Below are 19,426 nucleotides of genomic sequence, written 5' to 3'. Positions count from 1 at the left end.
CTCTAGCGTCAGCGCCATGAAGTTCATCGTTCACGACACGGTCTCGGCGATGGCCGGGATGCTGAAGGGGCCGCGGGAGAAGCGGCCCGACGCGCTGCGCGAGATGCTGGCGCCGATGTGGGCGGCCTCGCGCGTGCCCGTGCCGGCCGACCTCGTCGACATGCACCACCAGGCCGGCGGGTTCCGGGCGGACGCCGACGATCCGCGCTACCTGGAGGCGCTGGAGAGGCTGGCCCGGCAGGACGTGCTGGGGCAGATCGAGCGGGAGCTGGAGCGGGCCTCCGAGGCGCTGGGACACCTGGAGCAGGAGGAGCGGATCCAGGTGATGTTCGTGCTCGGCGATCCGGACAACGACCATCTGATGAGGGTGGCCGCCGGCTACTACGGGATGGGCGGCATCCCCGGGTGGCTCTACCTGCTGGCGTGGCCCACCGACGAGGTCATCGGGCGGATCGGGCATCTGGCGGTGCACGAGTTCCACCACGCGGTGCGTTTCACCACGGTCGAGTGGCACCCGGTCGAGGTGACGGTCGGCGAGCACGTGATCAGCGAGGGGCTGGCCGAGGCGTTCGTGCGGGAGCTGTCGGGGGCCGAGGCGATGGGGCCGTGGTCGTCGATGGTGACGGGGGAGGAGTACGAGCGCGCGCGGACGAAGATCATGGCCGACTTCGAGCTGGCGGGCATGCAGCACACCTCCGCGTACGTGCTGGGCGACAGCGCCATGCGGCTGTTCGGCCAGGAGCCGCGCGGCATTCCGGATATGGCGGGATATTCGGTGGGGTTGTCGCTGGTGGACGAGATCATCGAGGCCACCGGCATGACCGCCGCCCAGCTCAGCGGCCTGCCTGTCGCCGAGCTCATGCGGCTGCGCGCTCAGCGCGGCGAGACGAAGCCCGACTCGTAGGCGGCGATGACCGCCTGGGTGCGGTCACGGGCGCCCAGCTTGGCGAGCACGTTGCCGACGTGCGTCTTGACCGTCTCCGGGCTGACGGTCAGCTCGGCGGCGATCTCGCCGTTGGACAGGCCCTTGGCCATCAGCCGCAGCACGTCCCCCTCCCGGCCGGTCAGCCTGCCGATCCCGGGCACCTCGGTGACCGGGCGGCGACCGGCCAGCGCGCGGATGGCGGCCGGGAACAGCAGCGTCTCCCCGGCCGCCACCAGCTTGACCGCGCGCACCAGCTCGTCCGGCCTGGTCCGCTTCAGCAGGAACCCGTCCGCGCCCGCCCGCAGCGCGTCGTAGACGTAGTCGTCGTTCTCGAACGTCGTCACCACCAGCACCTTCGGCGGGTCGTCCAGCGCCACCAGCCGCCGCGTGGCCTGGATGCCGTCGACGTCCGGCATCCGCACGTCCATCAGCACCACGTCGGGCCGCTCCCGGCGCACCACCGGCAGCACCGCGGCCCCGTCGGCGGCCTCCCCGACCACGCTCAGCTCCGGCTCGGAGTCGAGGATGACGCGCAGCCCCGCGCGGATGAGGTCCTCGTCGTCGGCGATCACGACCCTGATAGTCATGGATGCGACCGTAGCGGCAGCCGCACCCGGACGTGCCAGCCGCCCTCCCGCGGCCCCGCGTCCATCTCGCCGCCGAGCAGCCGCACCCGCTCCCGCATGCCGGCCACCCCCCTGCCGCCGCCTCCGGGCCTGCCCCGGTCCGGCTCGCCGCCGGTCCGGTTGACGACCTCCAGGTGCAGCGCGTGCTCCCGCACGCCGACCGTGACGTCCACGGGCGGGCGGCCGTGCTTGATGGCGTTGGTCAGCGCCTCCTGGACGATCCGGTACGCCTCCCGGGACACCGATCCGGGGACCGCGGCCAGGTCGCCCGCCTCCAGCCGCACCGGCACCCCCGCCCCGGCCACCAGCTCGGGCAGCCGCGCCAACGTGGCCGCGGGCTCCCTGCTCCGGCCGGGGTCGTCGGCGCCCTGGTCGCGGTCGTCGGTGGGCCGATCGTTCACGGGCCGATCGTTCACGGGCCGGTCGTTCACGGGCCGGTCGCTCGCGGGGCGGTCGTCCTCGCGAAGGAGGCCGAGGACGTGGTCGAGGTCCTCCAGGGCGGAGCGGGCCGACTGCTCGATGGCCGACAGGGCCGTACGCGCCAGGGCGGGGTCGCGGTCGAGGACGCGGCCGGCCGCGGCCGCCTGCAGCGTGACCACGCTCAGCGCGTGCCCCACCGAGTCGTGCAGCTCGCGGGCCAGCCGGTTGCGCTGGGCCAGCGTACGGGCGTGCTCCTCGGCGGCGGCCAGCCGTTCGGCGGGGGTCGGGCCGAGCAGCGGGGGCGCCAGGCGGGCCAGCAGCGCCGCCGACCAGTGGACGAGCAGCACGAGCGGCACCAGCAGCGCCACCCCGGCGGCGGCCCAGCCGACCGCCTGCCACCCGCCGTCGACGCGGTAGCCGAGCATGTCCGGGGCGCCGCCGACGAACGGCAGCGCCAGCGAGACCACCGTGAACGGCACGACCGCGAGCGTGAAGCCGCTGGCGAGCCCGCCGACGGCCAGGTGCATCGTGTACCAGGCGGCCGTGCGCCGCCGCTCCTGCCAGGACCGCCGCGCCCCCGGCACCCCCGGCTCGACCCGGACGCCCAGCAGGCCCTCGGCCGCGCTGATCTCCAGCGAGCGCACCGGCAGGAACAGCCCGGTGAGCGCCACGACGGGCAGCACCGCGGCGAAGACGCCGATCTGGGTGGGGAGCAGCACGCTGGCGGTCTGGTCGCCGCGCAGGATGCCGGAGACCAGCACGCCGACCATCATGTACGGCATCAGCAGGGCCCCGCCCAGGATCAGGCACGACCAGCGCCGGGCCAGCGATCGGTTCCATCTCACATCGGCGATTGTATGTCGACCTATATTCGCTCTCGGTGGAATGCGCTTTTAGAGAAATGCGCCGCCAGCGAAAAGATTCCTTAATTCGCGAAGACCGGGTCTAACGTCGTCAATGTAAAACGGCACCACCAGAAAGGGCGAAGCCCATGACGGAGACTCTGCGCGCACAGTGGCCTGACCAGCTCAATCAGCGCCTGCTCAAGGAGCGCATCCTCGTTCTCGGCCAGGAGGTCGACGACGACATTTGCAACCGGCTGTGCGGTGAGCTGCTATTGCTGGCAGCCGAGGATCCGACCCGCGACATTACGCTTTACATCAATTCGCCGGGCGGTTCGGTGAGTGCCGGGATGGCGCTCTACGACATGATGCAGTTCGTGCCGTGCGACGTGGCGACGGTCGCGATGGGGTTCGCCGCGTCCATGGGGCAGCTCCTGCTCTGCGCCGGCGCGCCCGGCAAGCGCTACGCGCTGCCCAACTCGCGCGTCGTCATGCACCAGCCGCTCGGCGGCATCGGAGGCTCGGCCGCCGACATCCAGATCCAGGCCGAGAACATGCTCCACACCAAGCGGCGGATGGCCGAGATCATCGCCCACCACACGGGCCAGCCGCTGGAGCGCATCCAGGCCGATTCCGACCGCGACCGCTGGTTCACCGCCCGGGAAGCCCTGGAGTACGGCTTCGTCGACCACATCGCCGAAGGGACCAACTGACATGAGCGGACGCTACGTGCTGCCCTCGTTCACCGAGCGCACCTCCTACGGGGTCAAGGAGCTCAACCCGTACAACAAGCTCTTCGAGGACCGGATCATCTTCATCGGCACGCCGATCGACGACACCTCCGCCAACGACGTGATGGCGCAGCTCCTGACGCTCGAGTCGATCGACCCCGACCGGGACATCAACATGTACATCAACTCGCCGGGCGGGTCGTTCACCGCCATGGCGGCCATCTACGACACCATGCAGTTCGTCCGGCCGGAGATCCAGACGGTCTGCATCGGCGAGGCCGCCTCGGCGGCGGCCGTCCTGCTCGCCGCCGGCGCCCCCGGCAAGCGCGCCGCGCTGCCGCACGCCCGGGTCCTGCTCCACCAGCCCGCCACCGAGGGCGGCCGGGGCCAGGGCAGCGACCTGGAGATCCACGCCCGCGAGATCCTGCGCATGCGTGACCAGCAGGAGGAGATCCTGGCCCGCCACACCGGGCGCGGCCCCCTGGAAATCAGGAAGGACATCGAGCGCGACCGCATCTTCACCGCCGAGCAGGCGCGCACCTACCGGCTCATCGACGACATCTTCGCCTCCCGCAAACGCACCCTCACCCCGGCCCGCTAGCCGGCCTTCCGGGGATCGCCCCCGTCCTGGGCGCGGCCGGGGCGGGGGCCTCTCCGGCCCATCGCGCCCCGCAGGAGGCGGCGCGGCGTTGGGGCAGTGTCCGGTGATTGGCGTGTAACGCCTGCCCTATACCCTTTTGAGGGCCCTTTTTGGGGTTTATCGGGGGAGCGGGGAGTCGGGTGTCGCTGGAACAGGTTCTGCTCCTGCTCGTCGCGGCGGCCGGCGCCGGCTGGGTGGATGCGGTGGTGGGCGGCGGCGGGCTCCTGCAGTTGCCGGCGCTGATGGTGACCGGCATCTCGCCGGTGCAGGCGATGGCCACGAACAAGTTCTCCTCCGTGTTCGGCACCGCCTCGGCCGCCGTCACGTACGCGCTCACCACGAAGTTCGACCGGGAGGTGGCGCTGCCGGGGGCGGCGCTCGCGGTGCTGAGCGCCGGGCTGGGCGCGTTGGCGGCGGCGGCGATCAGCGCGGAGGTGCTGCGGCCGACGGTGATGGTGATCCTGCTCGGCGTGGCGGCGTTCGTGACGTTGCGGCCGGCGCTCGGCGCCACCGGGCAGCCGCAGTTGCGCACCCGGCGCCGGGTCGCGCTCGCGGTGGGCGTGGCGGGGCTGGGGATCGCGTTCTACGACGGGATCATGGGCCCGGGCACGGGGACGTTCCTGATCATCGCGTTCACCACGATCATCGGGCTGGACTTCGTGTCGGCGTCCGCCTCGGCCAAGATCATCAATACCGGGACGAACCTGGGGGCGCTGCTGGTGTTCGGCTGGCAGGGGCACGTGCTGTGGGGGCTCGGGCTGGGCATGGCGGCGTGCAATATCGCCGGGGCGCAGGTCGGAGCGCGGATGGCCATCCGGCGCGGTGCCGGGTTCGTGCGGATCATCCTGCTGTGCGTGGTGGTCGCGATGGTGGCCAGGCTCGGCTGGCAGCAGTTCGCATAACGGACGCGTCCCTACAATGGCGGCATGCGCGCGAGCCGTCTGTTGTCGCTACTGCTGCTGTTGCAGACGCGCGGCCGCATGACGGCGACCGAACTGTCGGCGGAGCTGGAGGTCTCGGTCCGTACGGTGTACCGCGACGTGGAGGCGCTGTCGGCGGCCGGGGTGCCGGTCTACGCCGACCGCGGCCCGGCGGGCGGCTACCAGCTGCTCGACGGCTACCGCACCCGGCTCAACGGGCTGACCGCGGAGGAGGCGTCGTCGCTGTTCCTGGCAGGGCTGCCGGGGCCCGCGGCCGAGCTGGGGCTGGCCGAGGTGGCGGCGAACGCCGAGCTGAAGCTCCTGGCCGCGCTGCCGCCCGAGCCGCGCTCGCACGCCTCGCGGATGCGCGAGCGGTTCCTGCTGGACGTGCCCGGCTGGTACCGCGGCGCCGACGACGTGCCGCACCTGACCGAGGTGTCGGAGGCGGTGTGGGATCAGCGCCCGCTGCGGATGACCTACCGGCGGTGGGGGCAGCAGGTGGTCGAGCGGCTGGTGCACCCGTACGGGCTGGTGCTCAAGGGCGGCACCTGGTACATGGTCGCGGCGCCGCCCGGCGGCAGCCCGCGCACGTACCGGGTGTCGCGGGTGCTGACGGCCGAGACGGCGCCCGGGCGCTTCGAGCGGCCCGAGGGGTTCGACCTGGCAGAGTTCTGGCAGGCGTACGCGGCCGAGTTCCGGCAGCGCATGTACACCGCCGAGGCGGTGATCAGGCTGGCGCCCGGCATGGAGGACATGCTGGCGTACACGATGGGCGCCGAGGTGGTCACGGCGGCGCTGGAGGCGGGCGGCGAGCCCGACGCCGAAGGGTGGCGCACGCTGACCGTGCCCATCGAGTCGATCAGGCACGCCCGCTGGCTGCTGCTGCGCATGGGCGCGGACGTGGAGGTGCTCGGCCCGCCCGAACTGCGCGTCCTCATGGCGGAGGCGGTCACGGCCCTCGGAAAAATGTACGGATAATCCGGTTTCGTTCTGGCACGATGGCCGCTTATGTATCTACTAGCTTTCATCGGCGCGTGCGTGCTGGTGGCGATGGTGCCCGGGGTGAGCACCGCCGTCATCCTGCGCCAGACGGTCAGATCGGGGCGCGGCTCCGGGCTGTCGGCCACGCTCGGCAACGAGACGGGCATCCTGGCGTGGGGCCTGGCCGCCGCGTTCGGCCTCTCGGCGCTGCTGCTCGCCTCGCAGCTGGCCTACGACGTCATGCGGATCACCGGCGCGGTCGTGCTCGTGGTCATGGGCGCGCAGTCGCTCTGGCAGGCCCGGCGCGGCGCGCCCGAGCCCCGGCCGGCCGACGCGCTCGCGCCGTCCGCCGCCGGTCACCGCAGGTCCTACCTGCTCGGGCTGGGCACCTGCCTGGCCAACCCGAAGGCGGCGGTGTTCGCGATGTCGTTCCTGCCGCAGTTCGTGCCGCAAGGCCGGAACGTCCCGCTCACGCTGGTGACCCTGGCCGTCGTGTGGGTCCTCGTGGACCTGCTCTGGTACACCGCGCTCATCTGGGCCGTCGCGCAGGCCAAGGACATGCTGGGACGCCCGGCGGTGCGGCGATGGCTGGAGCGGATCTCCGGTGTCGTCCTCATCGGACTGGGCATGCGACTGGTCGTGGAGGCCAAATGACGATCTGGTACGAAGAAGCGGGCACCGGCGAGCCGGTCGTGCTCCTCGCGTCGAGCGCCGCCGACGCCGGCATGTGGGACGCCCAGTGGGAGCCGCTGGCCGAGCGGTTCCGCGTGATCAGGCTCGACTACCGCGGCTTCGGCCGCACCCCGTACGCCGCCGACGCGCCCTACAGCGACGCGGGCGACGTGGCCGACGTGCTCGCCACGCTCGGCGTGGAACGCGCCGCGCTCGTCGCCTCCTCCTACGGTTGCCGGGTCGCGCTGCAGCTCGGCGCCATGGCGACCCGGCTCGTGCTCATGAACCCCGGCTCCGACCTGCCCAAGACGCCCGACGTGCTCGCGTTCGGCGAGGAGGAGGACCGGCTGCTGGAGCTCGGCGACGCGCAGGGCGCGGCCGAGCTGAACGCCCGCACCTGGCTCGGCCCCGAGGCCGACGAGGCCACCAGGCAGCGCGTGACCGAGATGCAGCGCCACGCCTTCACGATGCAGCTCGCGGCCGACCCCGAGCCGTCGCAGTTCGAGCCGGACTTCTCGCTCGCCGACGTCAAGGCGCCCGCGCTGATCGTCACCGGCCCGTACGACCTGGAGCACTTCCGCCAGAGCGCCCGCCACCTGGCCACCGAACTGCCGGACGCCCGGCTGCTCGAACTCGACTGGGCCGGCCACCTGCCCGCCCTCGAACGGCCGCAGGAGGTCACCCGGCTCCTGCTGGACTACCTTTAGTGCATGACGAACGATCTGGCGACACTGCTGCGGCAGGCCCAGGACGACGACCCGATCCGGGCACTGGAGGCCACGACCGCGCTGCGCCATGAGATCGAGCGCATCGAAGCGGTCCAGGTCCGGCGCGCCCGCGTGGCGGGCCTGGCGTGGGCCCAGATCGCCCACGCGATCGGCGTCAGCAAGCAGGCCGTGCACAAGAAGTACGGCAAACGCTAGCCGGCCTCGCCGACGTCTCCCGGCGTAGCCGCACCCGACCACGCGGCTGCGCCGAGCCCGTTCGTTACGCTGGGACATCGGGTGATGACACCGAACATCCTGGAGGCACCGGTATGCCCGCGCAGCTCGGCTACTTCACGTTGTCCGTGACGGACCTGGATCGGGCCGCCGCCTTCTACGGGGCGCTGTTCGGGTGGGAGAGCAGGCGGGAGCACGAGGCGTACCTGCATGTCACGAACACGACGGTGCCGATGGGGTTCGTGCCGGGCGGGCCGTCGTCGCAGCCCAACCTCTACTTCCACGTGGCCGACCTCGACGCCGCGATCGAGCGGGTGCGCGAGCTCGGCGGCAGCACCGGCGACGTGATGGACAGCAAGTCGGGCCGGGGCTGCACGTGCACCGATGACCAGGGCACGGTCGTCAGCCTGTGGCAGGCCGCCCCGGGCTTCGGGTGAGCGCGCGGGTTAGCACACGGGTGGTCAGTCGGGCGCCTTGACCGTGGCGATGCCGAGCGTGCTGGTCATCGGCAGCAGCCCGGATCCGAAGACCGGGCCGAGCACCGGCCCGATCAGCTTCGCCAGCCGCATGGCGCCTTCCTCGCCCAGCTCGCGCCACGGCCCGGCGGCCAGCTCGTCGGTCATCCGCTCCACCTGGTCGCGCAGTTCGCGGCCGCGCGCGGTGGCCAGGCCGGCGTCGTCGACGAGCCCGCGCGCGGCCAGCCGGTCGCGGGCCGCGGCCCACTCCTCGGCGCTCCAGCCGCGCCCGGCGAAGTTCTCCACCGGCGCCGCGCCGATCGCCGCGAACGACACCAGCGACTCGCACGGGTCGAGCCCGGCGGCCAGCAGCGCGGCCAGGTGGCCGTCGCCGCGGTGCTCGCGCAGCACGGTGGCGGCGTGCCACAGCGCCAGGTGCGGCTCGTCCGGCCACGGCAGGTCCATGTTGGCGGCGGCGAGCGGCCGCCCCGCCGCCGTCACGCTCCGGGCGGCGCGACCGGCCAGCTCGGCGGCCTCCGCCAGCTCCGCGCCGTCCAGCGCGTCGCCGAGCAGGGTCCGGTACGTCCGGTCCACCGCCGTCAGCCTGGCCCGCAGCACGTCGGCGGGTGAGGCGGTCTCCCAGGCGGCGGGGACGTGCTCGGCGACCATGGCGGTGCTGAAGCTGTAGCACGCGGAGGCGGCCGAACGGGCGCCCACGGCCCCGAGCGGGGCGAGCCGGTAGGCGAAGTACGCGGGCCAGCGCGACTCGACGTCGTAGCCGAGCGCCGCCGCCTCCTCGAACGCCTCCGGTGAGAAGTACACGATCGCGTGGACGGGCTCAAGCTGGTGCCACATGCTGCGGGCAAGCTTCGACATGCCGAAATCCTCACTGTCTAGTTAAGGTATGACGGTGACGATAGAGGCATGGCGCATCACTGGTCAATCCCAAATAGACAGTTATGTCGGGCGATGGGTGGAGCTGGCGGCCGTCCTGGTGAACACCTTCGTGATCACCCAGGCCCGGGGCCGCCCCGCCGAGCGGCCCGACGACGACGCCGCGCGCCTGGCCGCAGTCGCCGAGGCCGCAGGACCCGGCCACGGGCAGGTCCCCGCCGACGCCGCCGCGCTGGCCGCCGTCGCCGCCGAACTGCACCCGGCGTTCACCGCCGACCCCGGCGCGGTCGCCGGGCTGAACGCGATGCTCGTGCGGCACGGCGCCGTTCCCTGCCTGTACGGGGACCCGCCCATGCTGGGCTTCCACGCCCGCGACGCCGCGCCGGTCGACGCCTGGGCCGCCAGCACGGGCACCGCCCTCGCCATGGTCATCGGCGTCGGCCAGGGCCTGCGGCTGCGCTCGTGCGAGGCGGCCGGCTGCGACCTGGTCTTCTACGACGTCACCCGCAACGCCTCACGCCGGTTCTGCGGCCTGTCATGCCAGAACCGCGCCAAGGCCACCGCCTACCGGGCCCGCCGCCGCGCCTGAGGCCGCCTCGGCGGGAGCGCCCGCCGCCGTACGCCGTCACCCACGCCCCGACATGGCCGGGATCCTGCCGCCGAACGCGGACGGAAGCCGGCCGCGATCCCTCCTAACGTCGGCGGCGCAACGGAAGGAGAACTCTCATGACCATTCTCGTCTCGGGCGCCACAGGCAACGTCGGCCGCCCGCTGGTCGAGCAGCTGCTGGCCGCCGGGCACCCGGTGCGGGCCCTCACCCGGGACCCGGCGAAGGCCGGGCTGCCGGCGGGCGTGGAGGTGGTGGCCGGGAACCTGGCCGACACCGGCGGTCTCGCCGACGCGTTCGCCGGCGTCACCGCCGTTCACCTGATCAGCTTCGACGCCTCCGACTACCGGCCGCTGGCGAACGGCCCCGAGCTGGTGGACCTGGCGCTCCGCTCGGGCGTGCGCAGGGTGACGGTGCTGAAGGGCGGCGTGGGCAAGAGCCCGCTGGAGGAGGCGATCGAGGCCGGCGGGCTGGAGTGGACGTACCTGGCGCCGGTGGAGTTCATGTCGAACGCGCTGGAGTGGGCCGGGCCGATCGCCGCCGAGGGGGTGGTGCGTGACGGGTTCGCCGAGTCCAGGAGCGCGATGGTGCACGAGGCGGACATCGCGGCCGTGGCCGCCGCCGCGCTGACCGGCGACGGCCACGCGGGCCAGGAGTACTGGCTGACCGGTCCGCAGGCGCTGACGCCGCCGGACAAGGTGCGCGTGATCGGCGAGGTGCTGGGCCGCGAGCTGCGCTTCGTCGAGCTGAGCCGTGACGAGATGGTGGAGCGGTGGCGCGCCGAGGGCTACTCGGACGACGACGTGGACTTCTTCCTCATGGTGCGCACCGACCCGCCCGTGGCCGGCTCCACGGTGCTGCCCACGGTCGAGGAGGTCACGGGCCGCCCGGCCAGGACGTTCGCGCAGTGGGTGGGCGAGCACGCCGCCGCCTTCGCCCCGCAGCGGTAGGCAAACAAGGAGGAGGGGCGCGCACCCGGCCGCGCCCCTCTATACGCCGATATTTCGCCCTTTACAAGTTCTTGTCATGCAATGAAACGAGTGTTACCTCTTGCGGAGGCGCGTGGCACACGCGCCCTCTGGCGTGCAGGAGGACAACGGTGTCAGCAAAACCCTGGTTACGCAGCACTCTTCTGGTCGTCGCCCTGACGGCCTCGGCCCTGCCCCTGGCAGGCGCCGCCCACGGTGAGCCCGGCGGAACCGGTCAGCCCGGCGCGCAGGCCGCCGAGGTCCACGACTTCCAGGGCGAGAGCCACGGCAAGCCCGACCTGGACAACCGGCGGGGCACGGTCCCGCCGCCCGCCGGGGTCGCCCGCAGCGCGGCGGCGGACGGCGTCCGCTGGAACGCGCTCGGCACCCCGGCCGTCGTGACCGGCGCCGAACCGCTGGCCGAAGGGCTCGGCGCGGACCCCGAACAGGCCGCGCGCGCGTACCTGAAGGCCAACGAGGCGCTCTTCGGCCTGTCCGGCGCGTCCGTGGACGCGCTCGAACGCGTCGCGGTCAACCCCATCGGCGAGGGCCACGCCGTGCTGCTGCGGCAGCGGTTCGGCGACCTGCCGGCCGGTGTGGACGGCATGGTGGCCGTGGGCGTCTCCGGCGGGAAGATCCGTCATGTCACCTCGTCGCTGTCGCGCGACACGGCCGCGCCGCCCGCCGCGGCGATCAGCGAGCAGCAGGCGCTGGAGATCGCCGCCCGGGACGGCGGCATCGACCTGGCCAAGGCCACCACCAAGAAGGTCACCAAGGTGGCCGTGCCCGCGGCCGACGGCGTGCACAGCGCCTACCAGGTCGTCCTGATCGGCGGCGACCCGGAGGAGGCCGCCGCGTACACCACGCACGTGGACGCCGTCAGCGGCGCCGTCCTCGTCCGGGAGAACCTGGTCGACCACCACGCCGACCCGGACAACCCGAGCTGGGCGGCGTTCCCGGCGAATCCGCCCGCCGACTACTCCTCCGCCGACACCCGCGACATCTGGTGCCACGCGGCGGGCCCCGGCTGCGACTACGTCGTCGGCGGCGACCCGGCCACCGGCAAGGCGTGGGACGTCGACCACGCCACCGGCACGCCGACCGGCACCAGCAAGGGCAACGCGGCGCACACGTTCGAGAACCGGGCCAGCGGCGACCCGTTCACCGTCGGCACCCGCTCCAACGTGGCCACGCCCGGCCGCGACTACGTCTACCCGTGGCGCAACACCTGGTACGAGGCCAAGTGCGACCCGGCGGTGTTCGACCAGCCGGGAGAGAACGACCTCGAGGCGTCCATCGCCAACCTGCACGCCATGCACAACCGCATGCACGACTGGTCCTACCGGCTCGGCTTCACCGAGACCGCGTGGAACATGCAGGACGACAACGGCGAGCGCGGCGGGCTCGGCGGCGACCCCGAGCTGGGCAACGCCCAGGCCGGGGCCCGGGTGCTGAGCGTGCGCGACAACGCCAACCAGATCACCGGCCCCGACGGGGTCGCGCCGATCACGAACATGTACCTGTGGCAGCCGATCGCCGGCGCCTTCTACGCGCCCTGCGTGGACGGCGACTACGACATGTCGGTCATCGGGCACGAGTACAGCCACGCGATCTCCGGCCGCATGATCGGCGGCCCGAACGCCGGCTGGAGCGGCGCCCAGGCCGGGGCCATGAACGAGAGCACCTCCGACCTGTTCGCCATGGAGTACCTGTTCGAGTACGGGTTCCGTCCGCGCGGCGACACCCCGTACGTCACCGGCGGGTACGTCACCGGCGACGCCACGCGCGGCATCCGCAACTACGACATGTCGAAGTCGCCGCTCAACTACAGCGACGTCGCCTACGACATCGTCGGCCAGCAGGTGCACGCCGACGGCGAGATCTGGACCGCCACCCAGTACGACGTGCGCGCCGCGTTCGTCAAGCGCTACGGCAAGGGCAGCGCCGGGCAGCAGAAGGCGTGCGCCGACGGCCGGACCCCGGTCGAGCGCTGCCCGGGCAACCGGCGCTGGGCGCAGCTGTCGTTCGACGCGCTGCTGCTCATGGCGTCCGGCGCGGTCAGCTACGTCGACCACCGTGACGCGCTGCTGGCCGCCGACACCATCCGGTTCGGCGGCAAGAACCACGACATCATGTGGCGCGCGTTCGCCGAGCACGGCCTGGGCGAGGGCGCGTCCAGCAACGGGCCGAACGACCCCGACCCGGTGCCCAGCTTCGCCGACCCCGAGGGCAAGAACGGCAAGCTGCGGCTCAAGCCGCTCGGCGAGGCGAAGGACGCGGCGTTGCGGCTCTACGTCGGCGACTACGAGGCCCGCGCGGTCCCCGTCGCCGACACCGATCCGGCCACCGAGCTGGGCGACACCGTCACGATGACGCCCGGCGTGTACGACTTCGTGGTCGCCGGTGACGGGTTCGGGCACCGGCGGCTGAAGTTCGTCGTGGTCGGCGGCGTGACGTTGCCGCTCCCGCTGCCGCTGACCCGCAACCACGCCTCCGCGTCCGCCGGCGCCGCCGCCACCGGCGACGGCGTCAACCACGCCAAGCTGATCGACGAGACCGAGGCGACGAACTGGGCCTCGCTGACCGGCGCACCGGCGGGCAAGGCGGTCACGGTGGACCTGGCGGGCGACGAGCCCGTCAAGATCCGCCGGGTCCAGGTGAGCGCGATGCTCAGGCCCAACGTCGGCGACCCCGCCGACCCGGGCGGCCAGAACCGGTTCTCCGCGCTGCGCTCCTTCGAGGTGCTCGCCTGCCAGCAGGACTGCGCGGACCCGGCGAACTTCACGAAGATCTACACCAGCCCCGCGGACGCGTTCCGGACCGCGCTGCCGCGGCCCCGGGGCGCCGATCTGCTCATCGAGTCGTTCCGGGTGCCCGCCACGACGGCGACGCACCTGATGCTCCGCACGCTCACCACCCAGTGCACCGGCAACCCGCTCTACGCCGGCGAGCAGGACGCCGATCCCAACTCCGCGACGGACTGCGCCACGGCCAGCCCGCAGCGGGACCAGGTGCGGGCCGCCGAGTTCCAGGCGTACTCGTACTAGAGAACCCAGGGGGTGAGGCCCGCGCGGGCCTCACCCCGTCCGGCTCAGCCCAGTGCGTCAGCCCAGTGCGGACCGGACCGCCTCCTCCGTGCGGGCGATCACCGTGGGGCCGTCCTCGGCCGTGATGATGGGCCGCTGGAGGAGGATCGGGTTCGCCGCCAGCGCCGCGACCCAGCGGTCGCGGCTGCCGGCGTCGCGCGGCCAGTCGTCCAGGCCCAGCTCCGCCGCGCGGGGCTCGCCGGTGCGGGTGATGTCCCACGGTTCGAGGCCCAGCCGGGCCAGCACCTGCCGGATCTCGCCCTCCGTGGGCGGGTCGTCCAGGTAGCGGCGCACGGTGTACGCGGCCCGCTCCGCGTCCAGCACCGACAGCGCGGAACGGCACTTCGAGCAGGCGGGGTTGATCCAGATCTCCATGCCGGAATCATCCCCCGGCCGCGGCCACCGCGGTGAGCAGGACGAGCACCAGCGTGGCGACGGCGAACACGCCGTGCGCGACGACGACGGCCACCGGGATGGCCGCCTCGGGCGCCGCCGTGCCGCGCGCCGGGATCCACCGGGCCAGCAGGACGAAGCCGAGCAGCGCCACCGGGACCAGGATGACGAGCGCCGCCCAGGCCAGCGCCGTCGCGCCGGTCACCAGGTAGGCGATCCAGACGACGAGGCCGGCGGCGGCCAGCAGGAAGTGGCCGGAGACGACGGGGACGGGGAAGCGGCCGGAGGCGCCGCCGCGACGGCGCGAGAGCCAGCGCCCCAGCATGAAGAACCCGCCGAGCGCGGTGACGACCCAGGTGACGAGCGCTGTGGTGCTCATGGTGTCCTACTCCTTCTCACGATTGCTCCTCGTCACGATTGACGGAAGCCTTCGGCCTGCGTGACCTCGTCGGCCACCCGGACGCCGTACCGGTAGGCGAGCCTGCCGCCCAGGGTCCCCGCCGCCGCCAGCCCGGCCAGCCCGGCCGCCGACAGCGCGAGCTGGCCCGCGCCCACCGCGTCACCGGGCAGACGCCACGCCCACGCCGCCCCGAACACGGCGGTGACGGTCAGGGTCAGCCCCATGTGCGCCAGCGCCGTGCGGTAGGCCGCGGTGCCGGGCTCGATGGCCAGGAAGTCGAGGAACCCGAACGCGGCCGCCGCCAAGGCGCCGATCACGCCGATCGCGATCAGCCAGAGCGCTCCCTTCGCCAGGAACCCCGCGTCACCGGTCACGAGCGAGGCCAGGTCGAAGACCAGGCTCGTCACCCATGCGCCGATCGGCACGGTCACCAGCATCGGATGCAGCGGATGCCCGTACGGCCCCGCGAGCGGCGTCGAGGGACGCTTGGCCCGGAACAGCGGACTGGACATGGCCCACCTCCTATTTCACCAACGAGTTTTAGTGAAACTCCGCGCAGCCGTCAATAGGCTGGGATTGACGTACAGGAATGGGTGTTATTCTCGGATTGTGAGCCAACCCTCGCTTGACGCCGTCGCGGCGCTCGGCGACGACCTGCGCCGCCGCATGTACGACTTCATCCGCCGCGCCGGGACGCCCGTGACCCGCGACGAGGCCGCCGCCAGCGTCGGCATCTCCCGCAAGCTCGCCGCCTTCCACCTCGACAAGCTCGTCGACGTCGGCCTGCTCACCGCCCGCTACGCGCAGCCGTCCGGCGCCCGCCGCGTCGGCCGCGCCCCCAAGGTCTACGAGCCCGCCGGGCTCGACGTGCGCGTCAGCATCCCACAGCGCGAGCACGGCCTGCTCGCCGCCATCCTCCTGGAGGCCGTACGGGCCCAGGCCCCCGGCGAGCCGGGCCGCGACGCTGCGCTCCGCGTCGCCGGGCTGCGCGGCCGGGCACTCGGCGAGGCCGAACGCGACCGGCTCAAACCCGGCCGTCTCGGCGCCGAACGGGCGCTCACCTGCGCCGCGCAGACCCTCGAAAGCCACGGCTTCGAGCCCGACCGTGTCACGCCGACGCTCATGCGGCTGCGCAACTGCCCGTTCCACCCGCTGGCCGCCGAGGACCCCGACCTGGTGTGCGCGATCAACCACGCGTTCCTGGCCGCGTTCCTCGACGGGCTCGGCGCCTCCGCCGTCGACGCCGCCCTGCGCCCCCGCGAGGGCGCCTGCTGCGTGGAGCTCGGCGCGGCCCCGCCCGCGGGCTGACGCCCGGGTTGGGTAGGTTGGCCCGTCATGGAGGTACGCCCGAGCCACGCCCCGCCCGCCCTCGTCTCCGCCCTCACGGCGGCCGTCCTCATGGCCGCCGCCGCAGGCTGCGGAGCCGAACCACGCACGGCGCCCCGGGCCGACCCGTCATCGGCCTCCCCGCAGCCGCAGCAGTCGGCCTCGGCATCAGCGTCGGCTTCGGCATCGGCGAGCCCGTCGGGGGATCCGGCCGCGCTCGACCTCCCCGACCCGGACGAGCCCATCCCGGGCGACGCCGCCGAGCTCGCCAAGGCCCTGAAACGGACCAGCGCCGCGCTCGCCGACGCCGTCGACGCCTGGGACGGCGACGGCGACCCGCCCCGCGACGTCGAACTGCTCGCCCTCCACCAGCAGCGCATCTACCGCCACACCGCCCGCCACCCCAAGCTCGCCGCCCGCGCCTTCGCCCGCCTGCCCGCCCGGCTCGCCGCCGAGGCCAGGGACAACACCGCCGCCATCCGCGAACTGCTCTCCCTCGCCCACCCCGTCAAGGGCACCGGCGTCATCAAGGTCCGCCCCGCCCGGCCCGCGAGCGAGCTGCGCGGCTACTTCAAGAAGGCCGAGCGGCGCTTCGGCGTGGAGTGGGAGGTGCTGGCGGCGGTCATGTTCGCCGAGACGAAGTTCGGCAGGGTCCGCTCCGCCAGCCACGTCGGCGCCCAGGGCCCGATGCAGTTCATGCCCGCGACCTGGAAGGCGTACGGGATGGGCGGCGACATCCAGGACACCCGCGACGCCGTCATGGCGGCGGCCAACTACCTGCGCGCCACCGGCGCGCCCCGCGACTACCAGCGGGCGCTGCACGCCTACAACCCGTCGCAGGCGTACGTGGACGCGATCCTGCTGCACGCCAAGCAGATCAAACGCGACCCGCGCAACTACCTGGTCTACTACAACTGGCAGGTGTACGTGATCACCACCAAGGGCGAACGGCGCATCACCGGCCCCTGACCAGCAGTGCCCCCGGTCAGTGCCCCCTGTCAGTGCCCGTGGCCGTGGCCCACGAAGGCGCCCGACGGGCGGCCCGGGGGCACGAGCAGGAGCGACACCGCCGCCGCCACCAGCGCGGCCACCGCGACGGCCGTCAGCGCGGTGGCGAACCCCGACACGTCACCGCCCGGAGCCAGCGCCGCGGCAGCCGCCGACGACACCAGCGCGACGCCGATCGACCCGCCCAGCTCGTGGAACGTGTTCACCACCCCGGACGCCACACCGGACTCGGCAGGGGAGACGTTCGCCATCGTCGTGCTCGTCGCCGTCACGAACGCCGGGCCGATTCCGAACGCCGCCACCACGAACCCCGGCAGCAACGTCGTGAACACGTTCCCGTCGGCGGACACCTGCGCCATCAGCCCGGCCCCGGCGGCGGTCAGCGCGAACGCCGCCACGGCGACCGGCCGGCCGCCGATCCGCCCCACCAGCCGGCCCGCCACGTGCGCGCCCGCCGTGATGGCCACCGCCACCGGCAGGAACACCAGCCCCGTCTCCAGCGGGCTGAACCCGCGGACATGCTGCAGGTAGAGCGAGCTGAGGAAGAACAGGCCCAGCATCGACGCCGTGGCCATCAGCATCACGAACATCCCCGACAGCACCGGCCGCCGGGCCAGCGTCTCGGCCCGCATCAGCGGCGCCCGCACCTTGCGCTCCACGACCACGAACGCCGCATACCCGGCCACGGCGGCGGCCAGCACCCCGAGCGTCCCCGCCGAGCCCCAGCCCACCTCCCCGGCCCTGGTCAGCCCGTAGATCAGCAGCCCGGTGGCCCCGGTGACCACCAGCCCCCCGACCACGTCCACCCGTCCCCGACCCCCGCCGTGCGCCCCATGCGCGGTGTGCCCGCCGTGCGTGCCGTGCCCGTGCCCGTGGGCAGCCCCGGCGTGGGTGCCGGCCGTGCTGTGCGCGGCGTGCGCGGCGTGGTGTGCCGGGGCGGGGGCGCGTACGGGGAGGCGGGAGGGGAGGATCGCGAGGACGGCCAGGCCGATGGGGACGTTCACGTAGAACGCCCAGGTCCAGCCGGGCCCGGCGGTGAGGAGGCCGCCGAGCAGGACGCCGGCGGCGGCGCCGGAGCCGCCGATGGCGGCCCACACGGCGAGGGCGCGGTTGCGCCGGTCGCCGTGGTAGGCGGTGGTGATGATCGACAGGGCGGCGGGGGAGAGCAGGGCGGCCCCGACCCCCTGGAGGGCGCGCCCGGCGATGAGGGCGGGCCCGTTCGGCGCGAGGCCGGCGGCCAGGGAGGCGACGGTGAAGAGCGCCAGCCCGGCGACGAGCAGGCGGCGGGCGCCGAAGGCGTCGGCGAGCCGCCCGCCGAGCACCATGAGCCCGCCGAAGCAGAGCGTGTAGGTGGTGACGACCCAGGTGAGCGCCTCCCGGTCGAGCGCCAGGTCGGCGCCGATGCTCGGCAGGGCGACCTGCACCACGGTGATGTCGACGATCAGCATGAACTGCGCCAGGCAGAGCAGCGCGAGCACGCTCCACCTGACGGGGTTTTGGACATTCATCGCCCGGACTCCTAACCTGAACACGTGTGTACGAGTTGCAGGACACCATACCCCCGTACCCCTTGTCCAGCCGGAGTCGCGTCAGGCGGCGCGGAAGGCCCCCAGCAGGGTCGCGCTCAGCACTCCGGCGGCGTCGGCCCGGTCGAGGCGGCCGGACTCGATCTCCTGGGCGGCCGTGTGCAGCAGGCTGAAGAACGTGCTGACCAGCCACGACACCGGCAGATCGGTGCGGAAGGCGCCCTCGTCGCGGCCCCGGGCGATGAGCCGTTCGACCCGGGCGAGCGGCTGGTCGTGCCACTCGCGGATGCGTTCGGTCGACAGGGCGCGGTCGGCGGCGACGAGCAGCCGCCGGTGCCGGTCGAGCACCTCCCAGGAGGACGCGACGAGCCGCGTGAGCGCCTCGCCCGCCGGGAGGTCGTCGAGCGGCTCGGCCGCCAGCGTGGCCTCCGCCTGGCTCATGGCGTGCGCGAACACGGCGTCGACGAGCGATTCGCGGGAGGGGAAGTGGCCGTAGAGCGTCACCCGTCCCACGCCCGCGGCCTTGGCGATGTCGGCCACGCTGGCCGCCGGGTCGGCGCTCAGCGCGCGGAGCGCGGCGTGCAGGATGGCCGCGATGTTGCGCTCGGCGTCGGCCCGCCGCTGCGGCGCGGGCGCTGTGGTGGTTCGTCGCTGGGTGGTCGCCATGTCATCGAGCTTAGGAGCGTCCCGGCCCCGTAACGGCTGCGGGGAATACGGGCAGGGGGTATGTTGTCATCTACGGGGACGACGGAAAGGAACGGGGCGATGGCCGGATACACAGGCAACAAGGGAGACCACCTGCGGCGGCTGCGCCGGGCCGAGGGCCAGGTGCGCGGGCTGCAGCGGATGGTCGAGGACGACAAGTACTGCATCGACATCCTGACCCAGGTGTCGGCGGCCACCAGCGCGCTGCAGTCCTTCGCGCTCTCGCTGCTGGAGGAGCACCTGGCCCACTGTGTGGCCGAGGCGACGCTCAAGGGCGGCCCCGAGGCCGAGGCCAAGGTGAAGGAGGCCTCGGACGCGATCGCCCGCCTCGTCAGGTCCTGACGCGGCGGCCCGGGGCGG

General features: G+C 73.1%; 23 protein-coding genes. 15 read left to right on the top strand and 8 right to left on the bottom strand.

Annotated features, from left to right (window positions below; translation table 11 throughout):
- Positions 1-16: 16 nt before the first annotated feature.
- Complete coding sequence (locus ACBI99_RS40905; protein ID WP_219517138.1) at positions 17-904, top strand: DUF2268 domain-containing protein; 888 nt, start codon at positions 17-19, stop codon at positions 902-904.
- Here ACBI99_RS40905 and ACBI99_RS40900 read toward each other — a convergent pair.
- Entirely contained in the window at positions 874-1,512 is a 639-nt protein-coding gene (locus tag ACBI99_RS40900) for a response regulator transcription factor (protein WP_219517140.1), read from the bottom strand. The genes ACBI99_RS40905 and ACBI99_RS40900 overlap by 31 nt on opposite strands.
- Positions 1,509-2,816 carry a sensor histidine kinase gene (locus ACBI99_RS40895; protein ID WP_375074917.1) on the bottom strand — a complete coding sequence of 436 codons (1,308 nt, stop codon included), beginning with the start codon at positions 2,814-2,816 and terminating at the stop codon, positions 1,509-1,511. The genes ACBI99_RS40900 and ACBI99_RS40895 overlap by 4 nt, the downstream gene beginning before the upstream one ends.
- A 146-nt stretch (positions 2,817-2,962) precedes the next feature.
- Between ACBI99_RS40895 and ACBI99_RS40890 the strand changes: the two genes are divergently transcribed.
- The 8 genes from ACBI99_RS40890 to ACBI99_RS40855 all read left to right on the top strand — a co-directional run bounded on the left by ACBI99_RS40890 (position 2,963) and on the right by ACBI99_RS40855 (position 8,135).
- Positions 2,963-3,526: a ClpP family protease gene (locus tag ACBI99_RS40890; protein WP_219517142.1), complete on the top strand. Its 564-nt coding sequence runs from the start codon at positions 2,963-2,965 to the stop codon at positions 3,524-3,526.
- A gap of 1 nt (position 3,527) precedes the next feature.
- Positions 3,528-4,145: an ATP-dependent Clp protease proteolytic subunit gene (locus ACBI99_RS40885; RefSeq protein ID WP_219517144.1), complete on the top strand. Its 618-nt coding sequence runs from the start codon at positions 3,528-3,530 to the stop codon at positions 4,143-4,145.
- A 179-nt stretch (positions 4,146-4,324) separates the two neighbouring features.
- Positions 4,325-5,086 (top strand): TSUP family transporter, encoded by a 762-nt coding sequence (locus ACBI99_RS40880; RefSeq protein ID WP_375074916.1) that lies wholly within the window; start codon positions 4,325-4,327, stop codon positions 5,084-5,086.
- A gap of 24 nt (positions 5,087-5,110) precedes the next feature.
- Positions 5,111-6,082, top strand: a complete 972-nt coding sequence (locus tag ACBI99_RS40875; RefSeq protein WP_219517147.1) for a YafY family protein — start codon at positions 5,111-5,113, stop codon at positions 6,080-6,082.
- A gap of 30 nt (positions 6,083-6,112) precedes the next feature.
- A complete protein-coding gene (locus ACBI99_RS40870; protein WP_357588257.1) occupies positions 6,113-6,739 on the top strand; it encodes a LysE family translocator in 627 nt (208 codons plus the stop codon).
- Positions 6,736-7,464 (top strand): alpha/beta fold hydrolase, encoded by a 729-nt coding sequence (locus tag ACBI99_RS40865; protein WP_375074914.1) that lies wholly within the window; start codon positions 6,736-6,738, stop codon positions 7,462-7,464. The genes ACBI99_RS40870 and ACBI99_RS40865 overlap by 4 nt, the downstream gene beginning before the upstream one ends.
- A gap of 3 nt (positions 7,465-7,467) precedes the next feature.
- Positions 7,468-7,680: a hypothetical protein gene (locus ACBI99_RS40860; protein WP_219517150.1), complete on the top strand. Its 213-nt coding sequence runs from the start codon at positions 7,468-7,470 to the stop codon at positions 7,678-7,680.
- Between the two features lie 113 nt (positions 7,681-7,793).
- Positions 7,794-8,135 carry a VOC family protein gene (locus tag ACBI99_RS40855; RefSeq protein ID WP_375074913.1) on the top strand — a complete coding sequence of 114 codons (342 nt, stop codon included), beginning with the start codon at positions 7,794-7,796 and terminating at the stop codon, positions 8,133-8,135.
- Between the two features lie 24 nt (positions 8,136-8,159).
- On the opposite strand, the gene ACBI99_RS40850 is transcribed toward ACBI99_RS40855, so the two are convergent.
- Positions 8,160-9,029: a hypothetical protein gene (locus tag ACBI99_RS40850; protein WP_375074912.1), complete on the bottom strand. Its 870-nt coding sequence runs from the start codon at positions 9,027-9,029 to the stop codon at positions 8,160-8,162.
- Positions 9,030-9,126: 97 nt separating this feature from the next.
- Here ACBI99_RS40850 and ACBI99_RS40845 point away from each other — a divergent pair, with 97 nt between their 5' ends.
- From ACBI99_RS40845 to ACBI99_RS40835, 3 genes are all read left to right on the top strand, one after another.
- Positions 9,127-9,636: a CGNR zinc finger domain-containing protein gene (locus tag ACBI99_RS40845; RefSeq protein ID WP_375074911.1), complete on the top strand. Its 510-nt coding sequence runs from the start codon at positions 9,127-9,129 to the stop codon at positions 9,634-9,636.
- Between the two features lie 137 nt (positions 9,637-9,773).
- Positions 9,774-10,604, top strand: coding sequence for an NAD(P)H-binding protein (locus ACBI99_RS40840; RefSeq protein WP_219511534.1), 831 nt, complete (start codon positions 9,774-9,776; stop codon positions 10,602-10,604).
- 149 nt (positions 10,605-10,753) lie between these two features.
- Positions 10,754-13,669: a M36 family metallopeptidase gene (locus ACBI99_RS40835; protein WP_375074910.1), complete on the top strand. Its 2,916-nt coding sequence runs from the start codon at positions 10,754-10,756 to the stop codon at positions 13,667-13,669.
- A gap of 57 nt (positions 13,670-13,726) precedes the next feature.
- Here the strand turns inward: ACBI99_RS40835 and ACBI99_RS40830 are convergent, their stop codons facing one another.
- The 3 genes from ACBI99_RS40830 to ACBI99_RS40820 are packed head-to-tail and all read right to left on the bottom strand — an operon-like array spanning position 13,727 to position 15,013.
- The gene (locus ACBI99_RS40830) at positions 13,727-14,083 is read right to left on the bottom strand and encodes an ArsC/Spx/MgsR family protein (RefSeq protein ID WP_219511535.1); all 357 of its coding nucleotides are present in this window, start codon (positions 14,081-14,083) and stop codon (positions 13,727-13,729) included.
- Between the two features lie 7 nt (positions 14,084-14,090).
- Entirely contained in the window at positions 14,091-14,480 is a 390-nt protein-coding gene (locus tag ACBI99_RS40825) for a hypothetical protein (RefSeq protein ID WP_357588243.1), read from the bottom strand.
- A 32-nt stretch (positions 14,481-14,512) separates the two neighbouring features.
- A complete protein-coding gene (locus ACBI99_RS40820) occupies positions 14,513-15,013 on the bottom strand; it encodes a DUF2231 domain-containing protein (protein WP_375074909.1) in 501 nt (166 codons plus the stop codon).
- A 97-nt stretch (positions 15,014-15,110) separates the two neighbouring features.
- On the opposite strand from ACBI99_RS40820, the gene ACBI99_RS40815 reads away from it, so the two are divergent.
- Both ACBI99_RS40815 and ACBI99_RS40810 read left to right on the top strand, forming a co-directional pair.
- Positions 15,111-15,809 (top strand): metalloregulator ArsR/SmtB family transcription factor, encoded by a 699-nt coding sequence (locus ACBI99_RS40815; protein WP_219511539.1) that lies wholly within the window; start codon positions 15,111-15,113, stop codon positions 15,807-15,809.
- 27 nt (positions 15,810-15,836) lie between these two features.
- Positions 15,837-16,796 carry a transglycosylase SLT domain-containing protein gene (locus tag ACBI99_RS40810; protein ID WP_375074908.1) on the top strand — a complete coding sequence of 320 codons (960 nt, stop codon included), beginning with the start codon at positions 15,837-15,839 and terminating at the stop codon, positions 16,794-16,796.
- A gap of 29 nt (positions 16,797-16,825) precedes the next feature.
- Here the strand turns inward: ACBI99_RS40810 and ACBI99_RS40805 are convergent, their stop codons facing one another.
- Together ACBI99_RS40805 and ACBI99_RS40800 are read right to left on the bottom strand one after the other, a co-directional pair.
- Positions 16,826-18,343 (bottom strand): MFS transporter, encoded by a 1,518-nt coding sequence (locus ACBI99_RS40805; RefSeq protein ID WP_375074907.1) that lies wholly within the window; start codon positions 18,341-18,343, stop codon positions 16,826-16,828.
- An 81-nt stretch (positions 18,344-18,424) separates the two neighbouring features.
- Positions 18,425-19,027, bottom strand: coding sequence for a TetR/AcrR family transcriptional regulator (locus ACBI99_RS40800; RefSeq protein ID WP_375074906.1), 603 nt, complete (start codon positions 19,025-19,027; stop codon positions 18,425-18,427).
- Between the two features lie 99 nt (positions 19,028-19,126).
- On the opposite strand from ACBI99_RS40800, the gene ACBI99_RS40795 reads away from it, so the two are divergent.
- Positions 19,127-19,408, top strand: a complete 282-nt coding sequence (locus tag ACBI99_RS40795; protein ID WP_219511544.1) for a metal-sensitive transcriptional regulator — start codon at positions 19,127-19,129, stop codon at positions 19,406-19,408.
- Positions 19,409-19,426: the final 18 nt, after the last annotated feature.

Source organism: Nonomuraea sp. ATR24 (genome assembly GCF_041950485.1).
GTDB lineage: Bacteria > Actinomycetota > Actinomycetes > Streptosporangiales > Streptosporangiaceae > Nonomuraea > Nonomuraea ceibae.
The sequence above is the reverse complement of the archived record's forward strand: the minus strand, read 5'-3'. Positions and strand labels throughout refer to the sequence as shown.

Excerpts from the sequence above, each read along its gene's own strand:
- ACBI99_RS40905 (WP_219517138.1), top strand. The coding sequence starts at position 17 with ATGAAGTTCATCGTTCACGACACGGTCTCGGCGATGGCCGGGATGCTG.
- ACBI99_RS40900 (WP_219517140.1), bottom strand. The coding sequence starts at position 1,512 with ATGACTATCAGGGTCGTGATCGCCGACGACGAGGACCTCATCCGCGCG.
- ACBI99_RS40890 (WP_219517142.1), top strand. The coding sequence starts at position 2,963 with ATGACGGAGACTCTGCGCGCACAGTGGCCTGACCAGCTCAATCAGCGC.
- ACBI99_RS40885 (WP_219517144.1), top strand. The coding sequence starts at position 3,528 with ATGAGCGGACGCTACGTGCTGCCCTCGTTCACCGAGCGCACCTCCTAC.
- ACBI99_RS40875 (WP_219517147.1), top strand. The coding sequence starts at position 5,111 with ATGCGCGCGAGCCGTCTGTTGTCGCTACTGCTGCTGTTGCAGACGCGC.
- ACBI99_RS40870 (WP_357588257.1), top strand. The coding sequence starts at position 6,113 with ATGTATCTACTAGCTTTCATCGGCGCGTGCGTGCTGGTGGCGATGGTG.
- ACBI99_RS40865 (WP_375074914.1), top strand. The coding sequence starts at position 6,736 with ATGACGATCTGGTACGAAGAAGCGGGCACCGGCGAGCCGGTCGTGCTC.
- ACBI99_RS40860 (WP_219517150.1), top strand. The coding sequence starts at position 7,468 with ATGACGAACGATCTGGCGACACTGCTGCGGCAGGCCCAGGACGACGAC.
- ACBI99_RS40855 (WP_375074913.1), top strand. The coding sequence starts at position 7,794 with ATGCCCGCGCAGCTCGGCTACTTCACGTTGTCCGTGACGGACCTGGAT.
- ACBI99_RS40850 (WP_375074912.1), bottom strand. The coding sequence starts at position 9,029 with ATGTCGAAGCTTGCCCGCAGCATGTGGCACCAGCTTGAGCCCGTCCAC.
- ACBI99_RS40840 (WP_219511534.1), top strand. The coding sequence starts at position 9,774 with ATGACCATTCTCGTCTCGGGCGCCACAGGCAACGTCGGCCGCCCGCTG.
- ACBI99_RS40830 (WP_219511535.1), bottom strand. The coding sequence starts at position 14,083 with ATGGAGATCTGGATCAACCCCGCCTGCTCGAAGTGCCGTTCCGCGCTG.
- ACBI99_RS40825 (WP_357588243.1), bottom strand. The coding sequence starts at position 14,480 with ATGAGCACCACAGCGCTCGTCACCTGGGTCGTCACCGCGCTCGGCGGG.
- ACBI99_RS40820 (WP_375074909.1), bottom strand. The coding sequence starts at position 15,013 with ATGTCCAGTCCGCTGTTCCGGGCCAAGCGTCCCTCGACGCCGCTCGCG.
- ACBI99_RS40810 (WP_375074908.1), top strand. The coding sequence starts at position 15,837 with ATGGAGGTACGCCCGAGCCACGCCCCGCCCGCCCTCGTCTCCGCCCTC.
- ACBI99_RS40805 (WP_375074907.1), bottom strand. The coding sequence starts at position 18,343 with ATGAATGTCCAAAACCCCGTCAGGTGGAGCGTGCTCGCGCTGCTCTGC.
- ACBI99_RS40800 (WP_375074906.1), bottom strand. The coding sequence starts at position 19,027 with ATGGCGACCACCCAGCGACGAACCACCACAGCGCCCGCGCCGCAGCGG.
- ACBI99_RS40795 (WP_219511544.1), top strand. The coding sequence starts at position 19,127 with ATGGCCGGATACACAGGCAACAAGGGAGACCACCTGCGGCGGCTGCGC.